The 17,513-nt window shown below is 54.7% G+C and carries 15 protein-coding genes; 6 read left to right on the forward strand and 9 right to left on the reverse strand.

All coding sequences use genetic code 11. From position 1 onward, the window contains the following. Positions 1-3 precede the first annotated feature (3 nt). Entirely contained in the window at positions 4-1,152 is a 1,149-nt protein-coding gene (nagA, locus tag OWK27_RS04400) for an N-acetylglucosamine-6-phosphate deacetylase (protein ID WP_148420837.1), read from the reverse strand. Positions 1,153-1,207: 55 nt separating this feature from the next. Continuing rightward, positions 1,208-2,008, reverse strand: a complete 801-nt coding sequence (nagB, locus tag OWK27_RS04405; RefSeq protein WP_148420835.1) for a glucosamine-6-phosphate deaminase — start codon at positions 2,006-2,008, stop codon at positions 1,208-1,210. A gap of 326 nt (positions 2,009-2,334) precedes the next feature. Here nagB and nagE point away from each other — a divergent pair, with 326 nt between their 5' ends. The 4 genes from nagE (at position 2,335) to chiQ (ending at position 8,338) form a co-directional block, all read left to right on the forward strand. Beyond that, positions 2,335-4,284, forward strand: coding sequence for a PTS N-acetyl glucosamine transporter subunit IIABC (nagE, locus tag OWK27_RS04410; RefSeq protein WP_267589906.1), 1,950 nt, complete (start codon positions 2,335-2,337; stop codon positions 4,282-4,284). A 169-nt stretch (positions 4,285-4,453) separates the two neighbouring features. Further along, positions 4,454-6,118, forward strand: coding sequence for a glutamine--tRNA ligase (gene glnS / locus OWK27_RS04415; RefSeq protein WP_242174796.1), 1,665 nt, complete (start codon positions 4,454-4,456; stop codon positions 6,116-6,118). A gap of 445 nt (positions 6,119-6,563) precedes the next feature. Next, positions 6,564-7,961 carry a chitoporin ChiP gene (gene chiP, locus OWK27_RS04425; protein ID WP_267589907.1) on the forward strand — a complete coding sequence of 466 codons (1,398 nt, stop codon included), beginning with the start codon at positions 6,564-6,566 and terminating at the stop codon, positions 7,959-7,961. Between the two features lie 47 nt (positions 7,962-8,008). Continuing rightward, positions 8,009-8,338: a ChiQ/YbfN family lipoprotein gene (chiQ, locus tag OWK27_RS04430; RefSeq protein ID WP_193356471.1), complete on the forward strand. Its 330-nt coding sequence runs from the start codon at positions 8,009-8,011 to the stop codon at positions 8,336-8,338. A gap of 95 nt (positions 8,339-8,433) precedes the next feature. Here the strand turns inward: chiQ and fur are convergent, their stop codons facing one another. From fur to ybfF, 4 genes are all read right to left on the reverse strand, one after another. Next, on the reverse strand, positions 8,434-8,880 hold the full coding sequence (gene fur, locus OWK27_RS04435; RefSeq protein ID WP_003858655.1) for a ferric iron uptake transcriptional regulator: 447 nt from the start codon (positions 8,878-8,880) through the stop codon (positions 8,434-8,436). A gap of 291 nt (positions 8,881-9,171) precedes the next feature. Continuing rightward, positions 9,172-9,702: a flavodoxin FldA gene (gene fldA, locus OWK27_RS04440; protein WP_267589908.1), complete on the reverse strand. Its 531-nt coding sequence runs from the start codon at positions 9,700-9,702 to the stop codon at positions 9,172-9,174. Between the two features lie 155 nt (positions 9,703-9,857). After that, positions 9,858-10,145, reverse strand: coding sequence for a LexA regulated protein (ybfE, locus tag OWK27_RS04445; RefSeq protein ID WP_148420827.1), 288 nt, complete (start codon positions 10,143-10,145; stop codon positions 9,858-9,860). 128 nt (positions 10,146-10,273) lie between these two features. Continuing rightward, on the reverse strand, positions 10,274-11,047 hold the full coding sequence (gene ybfF, locus OWK27_RS04450; protein ID WP_176610885.1) for an esterase: 774 nt from the start codon (positions 11,045-11,047) through the stop codon (positions 10,274-10,276). A gap of 183 nt (positions 11,048-11,230) precedes the next feature. Between ybfF and seqA the strand changes: the two genes are divergently transcribed. Together seqA and pgm are read left to right on the forward strand one after the other, a co-directional pair. Further along, the gene (seqA, locus tag OWK27_RS04455; RefSeq protein ID WP_148420825.1) at positions 11,231-11,776 is read left to right on the forward strand and encodes a replication initiation negative regulator SeqA; all 546 of its coding nucleotides are present in this window, start codon (positions 11,231-11,233) and stop codon (positions 11,774-11,776) included. 24 nt (positions 11,777-11,800) lie between these two features. After that, the gene (pgm, locus tag OWK27_RS04460) at positions 11,801-13,441 is read left to right on the forward strand and encodes a phosphoglucomutase (alpha-D-glucose-1,6-bisphosphate-dependent) (protein WP_267589909.1); all 1,641 of its coding nucleotides are present in this window, start codon (positions 11,801-11,803) and stop codon (positions 13,439-13,441) included. A 103-nt stretch (positions 13,442-13,544) separates the two neighbouring features. On the opposite strand, the gene potE is transcribed toward pgm, so the two are convergent. The 3 genes from potE to speFL all read right to left on the reverse strand — a co-directional run bounded on the left by potE (position 13,545) and on the right by speFL (position 17,413). After that, a complete protein-coding gene (gene potE / locus OWK27_RS04465; protein ID WP_148420823.1) occupies positions 13,545-14,858 on the reverse strand; it encodes a putrescine-ornithine antiporter in 1,314 nt (437 codons plus the stop codon). After that, entirely contained in the window at positions 14,855-17,053 is a 2,199-nt protein-coding gene (gene speF, locus OWK27_RS04470; protein ID WP_252005078.1) for an ornithine decarboxylase SpeF, read from the reverse strand. The genes potE and speF overlap by 4 nt, the downstream gene beginning before the upstream one ends. 255 nt (positions 17,054-17,308) lie before the next feature. Beyond that, positions 17,309-17,413, reverse strand: coding sequence for a leader peptide SpeFL (gene speFL / locus OWK27_RS04475; protein WP_003858645.1), 105 nt, complete (start codon positions 17,411-17,413; stop codon positions 17,309-17,311). Positions 17,414-17,513: the final 100 nt, after the last annotated feature.

Here is a 17,513-nt window from a genome sequence, read left to right on the forward strand (position 1 = left end):
TACTTACTCAGTGACGACCTCGTTACCATTAACGATGGTCTTAATAATTTTATAATCGTGTGTGAACGCCGTCAGGTTTGCAACCATACCGGGTGCAATACCACCGAGCCGTTTATCCACGCCAATTGCGCGTGCCGGATAAAGCGTGGCCATACGCAGCACTTCATCAAGGGCAATTCCGCAATGCTCAACGAGGTTACGTACCCCTTCGATCATCGTCAGAGAAGAACCGCTCAGCGTGCCGTTCTCATCCACGCACAGTCCATTCCGGTAGTATATTGTTTTACCAGCAAAAATGAACTGGTCAATATTTGCCCCTGCCGGTGCGGTGGCATCGGTTACCAGGCACAGCTTGTCGCCCTTAAGGCGCTTGGCGTTGCGGATGTTAGCGTAATCGACATGCATACCGTCGGCGATAATGCCGCAGTAGACGTCCGGCTCATCCAGAATAGCCCCAACCAGGCCCGGTTCGCGGCCGGTGATGTACGGCATCGCGTTGTAAAGGTGCGTGGCAAACGTAATGCCTGCGCGGAAACCGGCTTTCGCCTCCTTCAGCGTGGCGTTCGAGTGACCCGCTGATACCACAATCCCGGCGGCAGCCAGCTTGCTGATAACGTCCGTGCCGGTCATTTCCGGTGCCAGCGTGACTTTAACGATCGCATCGGCGTTGGCGCACAGGTAATCAACCAGTTCGGCATCCGGCTTGCGCACATAGTTCGGGTTATGGGTGCCTTTCTTGACCATGTTCAGCCATGGTCCTTCCAGATGCAGGCCCAGCGCCTGATTCGGATATTTTGCCTGGTACTCGCGCATGACGCGGATACCCTGCTTCATCAGGTCGTCGCTGCTGGTGATAAGCGTCGGCAGATAGCTGGTGCAGCCCGATTTCTCGTTGGCTTTTTGCATGATTTCCAGCGTTTCAACCGTTACCGCCTCTGGGGTATCGTTAAACTGGACACCGCCGCAGCCGTTAAGCTGTACGTCGATGAAACCGGGGGAGATCGCAGCTCCATTGAGAGAACGCTGTTCGATCTCCGGCGGCAGTTCTGCCAGCGGGCAAACACGTTCAATCAGGCCATTGGCGATAACAATCGCATGGTCATCCAGAATTTCATGGCCGGTATAAATCCGACCGTGGGTTAAAGCGTACATATTGACCCCCGGTTAACAAAAGCGACCGCCCCTGAATAAAGAGGCGGTTATTCAATTACAGACCTTTGATGTTCTCTGCTTCTAACTCGTTGAAGTATTTCAGCGTTTTCACTTTCAGTTCCATGGTGGACGGTTCGTCACACACGATGACTGATTTTGGATGCAGCTGCAGGCAGCTGATGGTCCACATGTGGTTTACGTTACCTTCAACAGCGGCCTGAAGCGCCTGCGCTTTCACGGCTCCCAGCACCAGAATCATCACTTCTTCGGCATCCAGCAGGGTGCCTACGCCAACGGTCAGCGCGTATTTAGGCACCTGGTTCACGTCGCCGTCAAAGAAGCGGGAGTTAGCCACACGCGTGTCGTGGGTCAGCGTTTTGATACGGGTACGGGATGCCAGTGAAGAGGCCGGTTCGTTGAACGCGATGTGGCCATCGTTGCCCACGCCGCCCATAAACAGGTGGATTTTACCGTAAGAACGGATTTTTTCTTCATACTGACGGCATTCTGCGTCAATATCAGGCGCGTTTCCATTCAGCAGGTTAATATTTTCCGCCGGGATATCAACGTGATCGAAGAAGTTACGGTGCATAAAGCTGTGGTAGCTTTCCGGATGTTCCTTTGGCAGGCCGACATATTCGTCCATGTTAAAGGTCACAACGTGTTTGAAGCTAACCTGGCCCGCTTTATGCATTTCCACCAGCGCTTTATATGCAGTCAGCGGCGTGCCGCCGGTTGGAAGGCCGAGAACGAAAGGACGATCGGCAGTTGGTTTGAAGGCGTTGATGCGGTTAACGATATGACGTGCAGCCCATTTTCCGACTTGTTCAGCTGTTGCCAGGGGAATCAGTCTCATTATTCACCTCTAAAGTTTAAGTAAAAGTGGGCGGATGATTAGTGCAACCTGAACTAAGCGTAACCTGGAACCTTTCAGGCCGGATCAATCCGTCTTGATTTTTTGAATGATAAAATAAGTTTTCGTCGTTAGCCAGTGAAAGGGAGGGTTGAATACGATATTTGGTGACAATAATCACAAAAAATAGGTGTTTAATTTGCGATACGAATTAATTTTTCACACACTCACACTGCCAGTGAATCATCAACTGTATCTATCGTTCGTGACACAATAAAAAACATAGTTTATGCGCGAGCCTTCACAACGGGTCTCGTAGGGGGAATAGGATGAATATTTTAGGTTTTTTCCAGCGCCTCGGTAGGGCTTTGCAGCTCCCTATCGCCGTGCTACCGGTTGCAGCGCTCCTGCTGCGATTCGGGCAACCCGATCTTCTCAACGTGCCGTTTATCGCCCAGGCAGGCGGCGCAATTTTTGACAACCTGGCGCTGATTTTCGCCATCGGTGTGGCATCTAGCTGGTCTAAAGACAGCGCCGGTGCTGCGGCACTGGCCGGAGCCGTGGGTTACTTCATCCTCACAAAAGCGATGGTGACCATCAACCCTGAAATCAACATGGGCGTACTGGCGGGTATCATTACCGGTCTCGTCGGTGGTGCCGTGTACAACCGTTGGGCGGGTATCAAGCTCCCTGACTTCCTGAGCTTCTTCGGCGGAAAACGCTTCGTGCCGATCGCGACGGGCTTTTTCTGTCTGATCCTTGCCGCCATCTTTGGCTACGTGTGGCCACCGGTGCAGCACGCTATCCATGCGGGTGGCGAGTGGATCGTTTCCGCGGGCGCAATGGGTGCGGGTATCTTCGGCTTCATCAACCGTCTGCTGATCCCAACGGGTCTGCATCAGGTGCTGAACACCATCGCCTGGTTCCAGATCGGCGAGTTCACCAACGCGGCGGGCGCCGTATTCCACGGTGATATCAACCGCTTCTACGCAGGCGACGGCACCGCGGGCATGTTTATGTCCGGCTTCTTCCCAATCATGATGTTTGGTCTGCCTGGCGCTGCGCTGGCGATGTACCTGGCCGCGCCGAAAGCGCGTCGCCCAATGGTTGGCGGTATGCTGCTGTCCGTGGCGGTAACGGCCTTCCTGACCGGCGTGACCGAGCCGCTGGAATTCCTGTTCATGTTCCTGGCTCCGCTGCTGTACCTCATGCACGCCATCCTGACCGGTATCAGCCTGTTCGTTGCCACTCTTCTGGGCATCCATGCTGGCTTCTCCTTCTCCGCAGGCGCTATCGACTACGTGCTGATGTACAACCTGCCGGCGGCAAGCAGCAACGTCTGGATGCTGGTGGTGATGGGTCTGATCTTCTTCGTTATCTACTTCGTTCTGTTCAGCGCGGTTATTCGCATGTTTAACCTGAAGACGCCGGGCCGCGAAGACACGAAAGAAGACGTTGTTACCAGCGAAGCAAACAGCAATACCGAAGAAGGTTTAACCCAGCTGGCAACCAGCTATATCGCCGCGGTAGGCGGTACCGACAACCTGAAAGCCATTGATGCCTGTATTACCCGTCTGCGCCTGACCGTTGGTGACTCTGCGCGCGTAAGCGATGCAATGTGTAAACGCCTGGGCGCGTCTGGCGTGGTGAAGCTGAACAAGCAAACCATCCAGGTCATCGTGGGTGCGAAAGCCGAATCTATCGGCGACGAGATGAAAAAAGTGGTTGCCCGTGGGCCGGTTGCTGCCGCGTCAGCGGATAGCGCACCGGTGGCTGACGCTCCGGCTGCTAAACCGCAGGCGGTGCCAAATGCGGTGACCGTCGCGGCGCTGGTTTCTCCGGTGACAGGTGACGTCGTTGCGCTTGAGCAGGTGCCTGACGAAGCGTTCGCCAGCAAGGCGGTAGGTGACGGCGTGGCGGTGAAGCCTACGGACAAAACCGTGGTCTCTCCGGCAGCCGGTACTATCGTGAAAATCTTCAACACCAACCACGCGTTCTGCCTGGAAACGGAAAAAGGCGCGGAGATCGTTGTCCATATGGGTATCGATACCGTTGCGCTGAACGGTCAGGGCTTTACTCGCCTGGTGGAAGAGGGCGCTGAAGTCGTGGCAGGCCAGCCGATCCTGGAAATGGATCTGGATTACCTGAACGCCAATGCGCGCTCCATGATAAGCCCGGTGGTATGCAGCAACATCGACGACTTCAGCGGTCTGGTTATCCAGGCGCAGGGTCAGGTGGTTGCCGGTCAAACGCCACTGTATGAGATTAAAGGCAAGTAATCGCTCCTGAGTAGAGTTATGCCTTTAGCGGCGGGGGATATCCTCCGCCGCTTTTTTTTGCAGCAATTGTCCCCATTATTTTCTTCCGGGACGTTTTAAGGGTTGTCACTACGTCCGGCTTATAAGATCATATGCCGTTATACGTTGTTTACGCTTTGAGGAATCCACGATGAGTGAGGCAGAAGCCCGCCCGAGTAACTTTATTCGTCAGATCATCGATGAAGATCTGGCCAGTGGTAAGCACACCACGGTGCATACGCGTTTCCCGCCGGAGCCAAACGGCTACCTGCACATTGGTCACGCTAAATCGATCTGCCTGAACTTTGGCATCGCCCAGGATTACCAGGGACAGTGCAACCTGCGTTTCGATGACACCAACCCAGTAAAAGAAGACATCGAATACGTTGAGTCGATCAAAAACGACGTGCAGTGGCTGGGCTTCAACTGGTCTGGCGATATCTGCTACTCCTCTGACTATTTCGATCGGCTGTACGCCTATGCGGTTGAGTTGATCAACAAAGGTCTGGCCTACGTTGACGAGCTGTCTGCTGACGAAATCCGTGAGTATCGCGGTACGCTGACTCAGCCTGGCAAAAACAGCCCGTTCCGCGATCGCAGCGTGGAAGAGAACCTGGCGCTGTTTGAAAAAATGCGCGCCGGCGGCTTCGAAGAAGGTAAAGCGTGCCTGCGCGCCAAAATCGATATGGCGTCACCGTTCATCGTGATGCGCGACCCGGTGCTGTACCGCATTAAGTTCGCGGAACACCATCAGACCGGCAATAAGTGGTGCATCTACCCGATGTACGACTTCACCCACTGCATCAGCGATGCGCTGGAAGGCATTACGCACTCTCTGTGCACGCTGGAGTTCCAGGACAACCGTCGTCTGTACGACTGGGTGCTGGATAACATCACGATCCCCGTGCATCCGCGTCAGTACGAGTTCTCTCGTCTGAATCTGGAATACACCGTGATGTCCAAGCGTAAGCTGAACCTGCTGGTAACCGACAAGCACGTTGAAGGCTGGGACGATCCGCGCATGCCGACCATCTCGGGCCTGCGTCGTCGTGGTTATACTGCCGCGTCCATTCGCGAGTTCTGCAAACGTATCGGCGTCACCAAGCAGGACAACACCATTGAGATGGCCTCGCTGGAATCCTGCATTCGTGAAGATCTGAACGAAAACGCGCCGCGCGCGATGGCGGTTATCGATCCGGTGAAGCTGGTCATCGAAAACTATCACGGCGGCAGCGAAATGGTCTCTATGCCAAACCATCCGAACAAACCGGAAATGGGCACCCGTGACGTGCCGTTCAGCGGTGAAATCTGGATCGATCGCGCTGACTTCCGTGAAGAAGCGAACAAGCAGTACAAGCGTCTGGTGCTGGGCAAAGAGGTTCGCCTGCGCAACGCCTACGTGATCAAAGCCGAGCGCGTGGAGAAGGATGCAGAAGGTAACATCACGACTATCTTCTGTACCTATGATGCAGAGACGCTGAGCAAAGATCCGGCGGATGGACGTAAAGTGAAGGGCGTTATTCACTGGGTGAGCGCGACGCATGCGCTGCCGGTTGAGATCCGCCTGTACGATCGCCTGTTCAGCGTGCCGAACCCTGGCGCGGCGGAAGACTTTCTCGCCACCATCAACCCGGAATCGCTGGTCATCAAGCAGGGCTACGCGGAACCGTCTCTGAAAGCCGCTGAAGCCGGTAAAGCGTTCCAGTTCGAACGTGAAGGTTACTTCTGCCTGGACAGCCGCTACAGCACGGCTGAAAAACCGGTATTTAACCGTACCGTGGGTCTGCGCGATACCTGGACTAAGATCGGCGAATAATAACGCTGCACTGGTCAATGAGAAACAAACGCCGCGTAATGCGGCGTTTTTTTATTTAACGATCATGTCGTTAAGCAAAGGGGGAAATAGTAAAAATAAAAAATGCAGGTCAACGTGGTGCTACTTATTTTTTTGAAAAAAGTTTCTCTGTTTATGAAAAACGGAATCCGCTTAAAATAAATTCTTCATTACCTTGTTACTTACTGAAAACGCGTCTGTTCCCCACCAGCGCTCACTCCGCGGCAATTGTTACAAATCGCTACGAAATATGTGCACTTCGTCATAATCCTGACTTTTGCCTCATTAAAAGCATTGATAATTCGCGTCGCGAAAAATAACCTAAAGACGGTAGTTAATTCGAGGGTATTTCTGACTACCCCTGACCGTTTGGTCTTTTTATTTTTCGCCGTTTAAGGCGTTTTAATTCGTCAAAGAGGAATAATCTATGCGTACGTTCAGTGGCAAACGTAGTGCACTGGCGCTGGCTATCGCCGGTGTGACAGCAATGTCGGGACTGGTGGTTGCGCCAGAAGCAAAAGCAGCCGGTTTCATCGAAGATTCTACCCTCACGGGCGGTATTTATTACTGGCAGCGTGAGCGTGACCGTAAAGACGTCACTGAAGATAAATACAAAACCAACCTTTCTCACTCCACCTGGAACGCCAATCTGGATTTCCAGTCGGGATATGCCGCCGATATGTTCGGTCTGGATATTGCGGCATTTACGGCAATTGAAATGGCGGAAAATGGCGACAGCGGCCACCCGAATGAAATTGCTTTCTCCTCCAGCAACAAAGCTTATAAAGAAGACTGGTCCGGGGATAAAAGCGGCATCAGCCTGTATAAAGCGGCTGCGAAATTCAAATATGGCCCGGTCTGGGCGCGTGGTGGCTATATTCAGCCAACCGGCCAGACGCTGTTAGCCCCGCACTGGAGCTTTATGCCGGGTACCTATCAGGGGGCGGAAGCTGGCGCTAATTTTGACTACGGCGATGCGGGTGCGCTGAGCTTCTCCTATATGTGGACCAACGAGTACAAAGCGCCGTGGCACATTGAGATGGACAAGTTCTATCAAAACGATAAGAAAACAAAGGTCGACTATCTCCACTCGCTCGGCGCGAAGTATGACTTCAAAAACGATCTGGTGCTGGAAGCTGCCTTTGGTCAGGCTGAAGGTTATATCGATCAGTATTTTGCGAAAGCCAGCTACAAATTTGATATCGCAGGCAGCCCGCTGAGCACCAGCTACCAGTTCTACGGTACGCGCGATAAGGTCAGCGATGGCGGCGTAAATGATATCTATGACGGTACGGCCTGGCTGCAGGCGCTGACCTTCGGCTACAAGGTAGGCCAGGTCGATTTGCGTCTGGAAGGGACGTGGGTGAAGGCAGAAGGGCAGCAGGGCTACTTCCTGCAGCGTATGACGCCAACCTACGCCTCCTCCAACGGTCGCCTGGACATCTGGTGGGATAACCGCTCTGACTTCAACGCCGACGGTGAAAAAGCGGTCTTCTTCGGCGCGATGTATGACCTGAAGAACTGGAACCTGCCGGGCTGGGCTGTAGGGGCATCCTACGCGTACGCCTGGGACGCGAAGCCGGGGGATATGGCGACGCCGGACGCTTACTACGATCCGAACTACCGTCTGAAGGAGTCTTCATACAGTCTGGATGCGATTTACACCCTTCAGGAAGGCCGGGCGAAAGGCACGATGTTTAAGCTGCACTTCACCCAGTATAACAACCACTCCGATATCCCGAGCTACGCGGGCGGTTACGGCAACATCTTCCAGGATGAACGTGACGTGAAGTTCATGGTTATCGCGCCATTCACCATCTTCTGATGAAGAGTCCGGCGGGTTAGCTCCCGCCGAACCGGAGACTAAATATGATGAAAAAAATCGTAATCGTCGCGCTGCTGGCATCGGGGCTGGTGGCATGCGCGCAGGAACCGGCGCCAAAGGAAGATTCTCGCCTGAAGGAGGCGTATAGCGCCTGCATCAATACCGCGCAAGGCTCGCCTGAGAAGATTGAAGCCTGCCAGAGCGTGCTGGACGTGCTGAAAAAAGACAAGGCGCACGAGCAGTTCGCCAAGCAGGAAACCGTTCGCGTGATGGACTATCAGGCCTGCATTCAGGCGCGTAAAACGGGTAACGATCAGGAAGTGGCGAAGCGTTGCGACAAGATTTGGGAAGACATTCGAAGCAATAACGGTAAGTAACTTGCTGTTATTCTGCCCGGTGGCGCTGCGCCACCGGGCTTTTTTACGGCAAAAAAAAGCCAACCTTTCGGCTGGCTCAGAGTATGAACGCTAACTTATTTTGCGTCGTGCGCGTGTTCATTTTCGCGGCAATCACCTTCAGCGCAGTGACCGTACAGGTACAGGCTGTGGTTAGTCAGGCGAATGCCGTGACGGGCGGCGATTTCACGCTGGCGTGATTCAATGGAATCATCGCTAAATTCAATGACCTTGCCGCAATCGAGGCAGATCAGGTGATCGTGGTGGTGCTGCTGAGTCAGCTCGAACACGGATTTACCGCCTTCGAAATTATGACGAGTAACAATGCCCGCGTCATCAAACTGGTTCAGCACACGATAGACGGTTGCCAGCCCAATCTCTTCACCCATATCGATAAGACGCTTGTAAAGGTCTTCCGCACTGACATGGTGATTGTCTGGCCCCTGAAGCACTTCAAGGATTTTTAACCGAGGAAGCGTTACTTTCAGGCCAGCTTTCTTTAATGCGGTATTGTTGTCAGTCATGCGGAATCTGTCCTGTTGCTAAACGATTCACTTCTAAAGAAGAAGTGACAGAAAATGCACTTGGGATAATGCGTCTCATTATAGAACTGCCATGGCTAAATGAAAACTGCAAGTCTCAAGCAAAGTATGCTTATAAAAACGTGGTATCACCAACAAACTTGTTCGATGGCACCCACTTTTTACCAGGGGGATATTGTACAGGTCTGAACGAAAAAGTTAAAAGTTTGTAGCAATTAATTTAATCGGTATAACCTGGAAAACGGGCGCAACCGGAGCTGCGCCGCAGGGAAATCAGGCGTTAAGAATGTCGTCCAGGTTCAGCTCTTCGCGGATCTGCTTAACCCATTTTTCAACACGCTCAGCGGTCAGCTCTGGCTGGCGGTCTTCGTCAATCGCCAGGCCAATGAAGTGATCGTCATCTGCGAGGCCTTTAGAGGCTTCGAAGTGATAACCCGCCGTTGGCCAGTGGCCGACAATTGCCGCACCGCGTGGCTCAATGATGTCGCGAATGGTGCCCAGCGCATCACAGAAGTATTCAGCATAGTCTTCCTGATCGCCACAGCCGAACAGGGCAACCAGCTTGCCGTTGAAGTCGACTTCTTCCAGCGTCGGGAAGAAATCATCCCAGTCACACTGCGCTTCGCCGTAGTACCAGGTCGGGATGCCCAGCAGCAGGATGTCATAGCCCTCGAGATCTTCTTTGCTGCTCTTGGCGATGTCATGCACATCAGCAACGTCTTTACCGAGCTGTTTTTGAATGTTTTTTGCGATATTTTCAGTATTGCCGGTATCACTGCCAAAGAAAATGCCGATGATTGCCATGAGTAAAATAACCTCTTGAAACTTAATGGTATGGTGGCGCAAATTGTCCACGGATAAGGGCAATAATAGCAGAACTGGCAACCCTGCGGAAACAGCTATCACGCAGGACTGCACTCTGTGCTACATGAAAAGGGTAATATTGGGGATTTTCTGAGTTACGCCTTGCCGCGTAAGGCCTCAAGTTGGGCGATCAGCATCTCTTCGATCAGTTCGCTGCGGCTGATGTTGCGCGCGTCAGCCAGCTCGTTAAGCGCATCGACGGCATCGGCATTCAGCTTCAGTTCGACACGCTTAAGCCCACGATTTTTATCGCGTTTAAGCTGGTTGCGTTTATTAATACGCAGCTGTTCGTCACGCGAAAGCGGATTCGTTTTCGGTCGTCCCGGTCGACGCTCATTCGCGAACAGATCTAGTGTCGTACGGTCCGTTTGTTCTTTGGCCATGATTCTGAGACTTCGGGGGAAACACGCCGCCCTGCTAATGCCCGGGCGATAAGCGCGCCATCATACATCACCCAAATCCACACGCCAACGACTGGAAGCCCGTCGTCTTCCGGTCGCTGGCTTTTTAATCAATTCGCAGTATCAGTGAGATAGCGACGAATGGCGCGCAGTACGGCATCCGGTTTTTCCGCGTGCACCCAGTGCCCGGCACCGGCAATCACGTGGGCGCGAGCCTGCGGGAACTGCGCCAGCAGCGTGTCGCGGTACGCGTCAGTGACGTAGGGGGAGTTACCGCCACGGATAAAGAGGGTAGGGTGCGGCCAGGCGGGAACATTCTCCCAGCCCACGATGTGCGAATATTGGTCCCACAGCACCGGCACGTTAAAGCGCCATTGTCCGTCAACAAACGATTTCAACAGGAACTGCACCACGCCCTCTTCATCAAGATGGTCGCGCATAACGGCAGCCGCCTGCTGGCGGGTGGAAGCGCCTGACGCCGTCACGGCACCGATCGCAGCAAAAATTTCATCGTGGCGACGAACGTCGTAATTGACGGGCGCAACGTCAATGACCACCAGCCCGGAAATGCGCTCGGGCGCGAGCGCGGTGAGCGCCATCACCGCCTTGCCGCCCATTGAGTGCCCGATGAGCGTCGCTGTCTGGATATCGTGCGCATCCAGCGTGTCCAGCAGATCCTGCGCCATGGCCGCGTAGGTCATCTCCTCTGAACGCCCGGAAAGACCGTGGTTTCGCATATCAACCTGAAGAATTTCATGATCGGTAACCAAATCGCGCGCCAGCACGCCCAGGTTATCCAGGCTGCCAAACAGGCCGTGAACCAGTACGATGGGAGAATTATTGTTCGGCGATTGTGCAGTTTGCGCTCGGGTATTCAATTTCATGGCAAAGTTCTTTTTTTAGGTTTGTCAGGTTAGGGTATCATGTTGACCATTCTGCCGCCCGGGGGCAAGGATCCAGTTTAATCCGACTTTTGCCGCCAACCTGGTTTGACGCTATCCGCTGTTGGGATTAGACCTTATAATCTCAATGACTTGTATTCAGATAAGATATCGCACTGGATTAAGATGAAAACAATCGAAGTTGATGACGAACTCTATCAGTATATTGCCAGCCAGACGCGGCATATTGGGGAGAGCGCGTCCGACATTTTACGGCGCATGCTTAAAATTTCCGCCGCCTCACAGCCCGCTTCTGTTTCTAAAGATGTCGTGTCTCAGCCGAGCGTTGTCGCACAAGTAAAACCTGCCGTCATGCCGGCTAAAGACAAAGTGCGCGCTATGCGCGAGCTGCTGCTGTCGGATGAATATGCAGAGCAGAAAAAGGCGGTTAACCGCTTTATGCTGGTGCTGTCTACACTTTACTCACTGGATAACAAAGCGTTTGCTGAGGCGACAGAGTCGCTCCACGGTCGTACTCGCGTTTACTTCGCCGGCGACGAGCAGACGCTGCTGCAAAATGGCAATCAAACCAAACCCAAACACGTTCCCGGTACACCATACTGGGTGATCACCAATACCAATACGGGCCGCAAGTGCAGCATGATCGAACATATCATGCAGTCCATGCAGTTCCCGGCGGAGTTGATCGAAAAGGTTTGCGGTACAATTTAACCCTTGCATCAGAAGGACCAGGCAATGGCAAATCACAGCCGTGCAGGCCAACCTGCACAACAACGCGATTTGATTAACGTCGCTCAGCTGACCGCACAGTACTACGTGCTGAAACCGGTCCTGGGCAACGCAGAACACGCAGTGAAGTTTGGTACATCTGGCCACCGCGGCAGCGCGGCGCGCCACAGCTTTAACGAACCGCACATTCTGGCCATTGCTCAGGCCATCGCGGAAGAGCGCGCCAAAAATGGCGTCACAGGTCCGTGCTACGTTGGGAAAGATACCCACGCCCTGTCTGAACCCGCTTTTATCTCCGTGCTGGAAGTGCTGGCGGCGAACGGCGTGGACGTGATTGTTCAGGAGAACAACGGCTTTACGCCAACGCCTGCGGTTTCCAACGCCATTCTGGTACACAACAAAAAAGGCGGCGCGCTGGCTGACGGTATCGTCATCACCCCGTCCCACAACCCGCCGGAAGATGGCGGTATCAAATACAACCCGCCGAACGGTGGCCCGGCAGACACCAACGTCACGAAAGTGGTGGAAGATCGCGCGAACGCGCTGCTGGCTAATGGCCTGGACGGCGTGAAGCGTATCTCCCTGGATGAAGCCATGGCCTCCGGTCATGTGAAAGAGCAAGATCTGGTGCAGCCGTTTGTGGAAGGGCTGGCGGATATCGTTGATATGGCCGCGATCCAGAAAGCCGGCCTGAAGCTGGGCGTGGATCCGCTGGGCGGCTCCGGTATTGAATACTGGAAGCGTATTGCCGAGCATTACAAGCTGGATCTTACCATCGTGAACGATCACTTTGACCAGACCTTCCGCTTTATGCACCTGGATAAAGACGGCGCGATCCGTATGGACTGCTCCTCTGAATGCGCAATGGCTGGCCTGCTGGCGCTGCGCGACAAATTCGACCTGGCGTTTGCTAACGATCCGGATTACGACCGCCACGGTATCGTTACCCCTGCCGGGCTGATGAACCCTAACCACTACCTGGCTGTGGCAATCAACTACCTGTTCCAGCATCGTCCGCAGTGGGGCAAAGAGGTCGCCGTCGGTAAAACGCTGGTTTCCTCCGCGATGATCGACCGCGTGGTCGACGCGCTGGGCCGCAAGCTGGTGGAAGTGCCGGTGGGCTTTAAGTGGTTTGTTGACGGCCTGCACGACGGCAGCTTTGGCTTTGGCGGTGAAGAGAGCGCGGGAGCATCCTTCCTTCGCTTCGACGGCACCCCGTGGTCAACCGATAAAGACGGCATCATCATGTGCCTGCTGGCCGCGGAAATCACCGCTGTCACCGGCAAGAACCCGCAGGAGCATTACAACGAGCTGGCGGAACGTTTTGGTGCGCCAAGCTACAACCGTATTCAGGCTGGCGCGACCTCTGCCCAGAAGGCGGCCCTGTCCAAACTCTCTCCGGAGATGGTCAGCGCAAGCACGCTGGCGGGTGACCCGATCACCGCACGTCTGACGGCGGCACCGGGCAACGGCGCGTCCATCGGCGGCCTGAAGGTGATGACTGAAAACGGCTGGTTCGCGGCGCGTCCATCCGGTACGGAAGATGCGTACAAAATCTACTGCGAAAGCTTCCTCGGCGCTGAGCACCGCCAGCAGATTGAGAAAGAAGCGGTTGAAATTGTCAGTGAAGTGCTGAAAAACGCGTAAGTGGTGTTTGGTGCGGGCTGGTGCCCTCACCCCGGCCCTCTCCCACAGGGAGAGGGTGAAAACATGGAAAACGGCAACCTCAGGGTTGCCGTTTTGCTTTTACCTAGCCGTGCTTATTCTTGAGTTCAAATCTCGGCGACACCAGACCGTACAGCGTCCAGCCCATAAATGTCACCATCGCGCCGTACAGCATCGCTTCCTGACCGGACGAGTAGAGCGCGTAGAAGCTGTAAATCGCCCCCGTCAGCGCCACAATATTTGCCGCCCGGGCCTTTCGCGGATCCACTTTCGCCACCTTTTGAATAATCACCAGCGCCGCCATCGACAGAATGTAAGGAATGATGTTCGTTACCACCGCCAGGTTGACCAGCACGTTGAACTGGCTGTTCAGCGACGGGCTGATGGTCATTAACGACAGGCCGCTCTGGACAATCGCAATGGCCAGCATGCCCTGCACCGGCGCATCGGCTTTTGTCACCCGGGAGAAGATTTTCGGGAAGTAGCCTTCGTCAGCCGAAGATTTAAACACCTGTGCGATGGTGAACTGCCAGCCGAGGAGCGAGCCGCAGCAGGACATCACCATCAGCCCCATGATGACTTTCCCCACCTCCGGGTTGAACATCTGCGCGAAGGCCAGCCCGAACGGTGCCGTGGAGTTTGCCAGATCCGCGTTTGGCACAATCCCCGCAATCACGTTAGTGGAGATGATGTAGATCACCGCCGCGCCCAGCGTTCCGCCGAGCACCGCGATGGGAACATTTTTCTCCGGGTTTTCCACCACCTCAGCGTTTGCGCAGGCCGACTCCAGGCCGAGGAAGGCCCACAGCGTCATGGCGATAGAAGATCCGACTGCGGAAAAGAACGGCACGTGGTGCGGGTTCCAGGAGTTTGCGTACAGCGTCGGGCTGAACCAGAACCAGCCGATAACGCACAGGCCGACCACAGGGATGATCACGCCCCAGACGGTGATGCTGCTGAGCTGTCCGGTGATGCGCGCGCCGCCGAAGTTGGCCACGGTGCAGATCCACAGCACGCCAATGGTGGCTAAACCAATCTGTACCGGACTGAGCGTCGCGCCAAACAGCTCCGTGCCGTAGCCGACGGCGGAAATTGCAATTGCCACGTTAGCGATCAGCAGCGATACGCCATAGGTGTAGTTGGCCATAAAGTTACCGGACTTGCCGAACGCATATTCGGCGTAGCCGCCCATGCCGCCTGACTTGCGGCTGAACATTCCACACTTGGCAAACGCCCACGCCAGCGCCATCGATCCCACGGCGGTGACCAGCCAGGAGATAATCGAAATCGTCCCTACTTCGGCGAGCTTGGTGGGCAGCATGATGATCCCGGACCCCATCATGTTCACCATGGTGAGAATTGTCAGCTGCACCACGCCCATCTTGTTGGCCTTACTCATACTTTTTCTCCTTTCAGCAGCGCGGGCTGAGCGGCAGGTTGTTTAATGACGTAGCAGCGCACCTGTTTACGACCGTCTCGCTCCTCGACGTACACGCCCTGTAGCTCCGGCGCAAAGCCCGGCAGCAGATTGATCCCGTCCTCCAGCGCGGCAAAGTAGCGCAGCACGGAACCGCCCCAGACTTCCCCCGGGACCACGCACAGCACCCCCGGTGGGTAAGGGAGCGCCCCCTCCGCGGCGATACGGCCTTCTGCATCGCGCAGGGAAACCAGCTCGACTTCCCCGCGCAGGTAGGCGTAGTTCGCCTCCTGCGGGTTCATCATCACGCGCGGGAAGTGGGACTTGCGGAACATCTCTTTTTGCAGCTGCTTGACGTTATGGCGGGCATAGAGGTCGTGCATCTCCTGGCAAATCTGGCGCAGGGTGTAATTCGCGTAACGTTCCGGATGCTGCTTATAAAGAGAGGGGAGAACCGCTTTCAGCGGCGCATCGCTCTGGAGCAGCTTTTCGAAGCGCAGCAGCTGGGCGACCAGCTGCTGCAGTTTGCCCATGTCCTCCGCCGGGGTGAGCAGGAAAAGAATGGAATTGAGGTCGCATTTTTCCGGCACGATGCCGTTTTCACGCAGGAAGTTGGCAAGGATAGTGGCGGGCACGCCGAAATCGTCATACTCGCCGGTGCGGGCGTTAATTCCCGGCGTGGTCAGCAGCAGCTTGCACGGATCGATAAAATACTGGTGCTCGGCGTAGCCTTCAAAAGCGTGCCAGCGCTCACCCGGCACGAAGTGGAAGAAGCGCAAATCCGTCGCGATCTCCGCCGTGTCCCAGCTTTCCCACGCCTTGCCGTCAATCGTTTCAGGAACGAAAGGACGAATAAACTGGCAATTTTCCAGGATCAGCTTGCGTGCCTCAATGCCCGTCACCACGCAGTCCATCCACATATTACGGCCGCTTTGCCCCTCATGCATGCGGGCGTTGATGTCCAGCGCGGCAAACAGCGGGTAGAACGGGCTGGTGGAGGCGTGCATCATAAAGGCGTTGTTGAGGCGCTTGTGCGGGACATAGCGCGGCTGGCCTTTGATGTGGCTGTCCTTCTTGTGGATCTGCGAGGTTTGCGAGAATCCCGCCTGCTGCTTATGCACGGACTGGGTAACCAGGATCCCCGGATCGTTCTCGTTCAGCTCCAGCAGCAGCGGCGAGCAGTCGGCCATCATCGGGATAAACTGCTCGTAGCCGACCCACGCAGAGTCAAACAGAATGTAGTCACACAGGTGGCCAATGTTATCCACCACCTGACGGGCGTTATAAATGGTGCCGTCGTAGGTGCCTAGCTGGATCACCGCCAGACGGAACGGACGTGCGTCGCGCGCGCGGTCCGGCGCAACCTCCGACACCAGCTCCCGCAGGTAGCTCTCCTCAAAGCAGCGTGCGTCAATGCCGCCGATAAAGCCGTACGGGTTGCGCGCCGTTTCCAGGTACACCGGCGTTGCACCTGCCTGCAACAGCGCGCCGTGGTGGTTAGACTTGTGGTTATTACGATCGAACAGCACCAGATCGCCTGGGGTGAGCAGGGCGTTCAGCACCACCTTATTGGAGGAGGAGGTGCCGTTCAGCACGAAGTAGGTTTTGTCAGCGTTAAAGACTTTTGCCGCATGCTGCTGGGCGATGCACGGCGCGCCTTCGTGGATCAGCAGATCGCCCATTGCCACGTCGGCGTTGCACAGATCGGAGCGAAAAAGCGTTTCGCCAAAGAAATCAACAAACTGATTGCCGGCAGGATGGCGGCGGAAGAACTGACCTCCCTGATGCCCGGGACAGTCAAACGCGCTGTTGCCCTGCTGGACGTAATCGACCAGCGCGCGGAAGAACGGGGGACGAAGCTGGGTTTCGTATTTCTGCGCGGCCGCTTCCAGCTGGCGTCCGTAGAACGCACTGCAGCTGTCGGCGTACTCAAAAACGCCGTGAATACGCGACAGAAATTCAGCCGGAACCATTTCTTCCTTATGCGTAGCAATAAACACCGGGATGCCAAATCCCGTGGCCTCTATCTCTTCAATTGCGCCAGTGAAAATATCGCTGACGGCCAGAACCACGGCCGCCACGTCAATATAATCCGAAGCGTTAACGTCCACCATTTCGCGCTGGGTAGTAAAACATTCAGGACAGGCACGGCTGACGGCAATTTTTAATTTTTTCATCTTTCTCTCTTTATTCAGGCAATATTGACCCCTCGACTTCTTATGAGAAAGAAATCGATTGTTTCCGGAAAAAAAAAGCAAAGCGTGACCGCTGATACGGAAATCAGTTATTTGCTTTTTGCTGAGTGAAATTCAGTCCGCCCGGATGCGGAGAATCTGAATTACAAGAAATGAGCGCAGGTGTTCACAGGCAACAGCCTGTAAAATAGCGTGTTTCAGGATGACCTGTAAGCAGATGCGCCAGAAGTCGAAGGACTACCGGGCGTTAAAGAGGTGAAAGTCAAAACAGTTTCGGTGGGCAAACATCATGATATGCGTTGTCCGCCTTATATGGGGCATTAAACGGTTATTGTTTTCCATGTTCAGTTTCCTTTCAGTAATTGAAAGCATGGTCATTTTATCCGGTAAAAAGCGATTAACTGTGAATTAGATCACCCTTAACCGATCATTACAGAAATAA

It is taken from the genome of Enterobacter cloacae complex sp. 2022EL-00788 (assembly GCF_026627565.1).
GTDB lineage: Bacteria > Pseudomonadota > Gammaproteobacteria > Enterobacterales > Enterobacteriaceae > Enterobacter > Enterobacter pasteurii.

Coding starts and splice junctions, on each gene's coding strand:
- nagA (WP_148420837.1), bottom strand. CDS start 1,152: ATGTACGCTTTAACCCACGGTCGGATTTATACCGGCCATGAAATTCTG.
- nagB (WP_148420835.1), bottom strand. CDS start 2,008: ATGAGACTGATTCCCCTGGCAACAGCTGAACAAGTCGGAAAATGGGCT.
- nagE (WP_267589906.1), top strand. CDS start 2,335: ATGAATATTTTAGGTTTTTTCCAGCGCCTCGGTAGGGCTTTGCAGCTC.
- glnS (WP_242174796.1), top strand. CDS start 4,454: ATGAGTGAGGCAGAAGCCCGCCCGAGTAACTTTATTCGTCAGATCATC.
- chiP (WP_267589907.1), top strand. CDS start 6,564: ATGCGTACGTTCAGTGGCAAACGTAGTGCACTGGCGCTGGCTATCGCC.
- chiQ (WP_193356471.1), top strand. CDS start 8,009: ATGAAAAAAATCGTAATCGTCGCGCTGCTGGCATCGGGGCTGGTGGCA.
- fur (WP_003858655.1), bottom strand. CDS start 8,880: ATGACTGACAACAATACCGCATTAAAGAAAGCTGGCCTGAAAGTAACG.
- fldA (WP_267589908.1), bottom strand. CDS start 9,702: ATGGCAATCATCGGCATTTTCTTTGGCAGTGATACCGGCAATACTGAA.
- ybfE (WP_148420827.1), bottom strand. CDS start 10,145: ATGGCCAAAGAACAAACGGACCGTACGACACTAGATCTGTTCGCGAAT.
- ybfF (WP_176610885.1), bottom strand. CDS start 11,047: ATGAAATTGAATACCCGAGCGCAAACTGCACAATCGCCGAACAATAAT.
- seqA (WP_148420825.1), top strand. CDS start 11,231: ATGAAAACAATCGAAGTTGATGACGAACTCTATCAGTATATTGCCAGC.
- pgm (WP_267589909.1), top strand. CDS start 11,801: ATGGCAAATCACAGCCGTGCAGGCCAACCTGCACAACAACGCGATTTG.
- potE (WP_148420823.1), bottom strand. CDS start 14,858: ATGAGTAAGGCCAACAAGATGGGCGTGGTGCAGCTGACAATTCTCACC.
- speF (WP_252005078.1), bottom strand. CDS start 17,053: ATGAAAAAATTAAAAATTGCCGTCAGCCGTGCCTGTCCTGAATGTTTT.
- speFL (WP_003858645.1), bottom strand. CDS start 17,413: ATGGAAAACAATAACCGTTTAATGCCCCATATAAGGCGGACAACGCAT.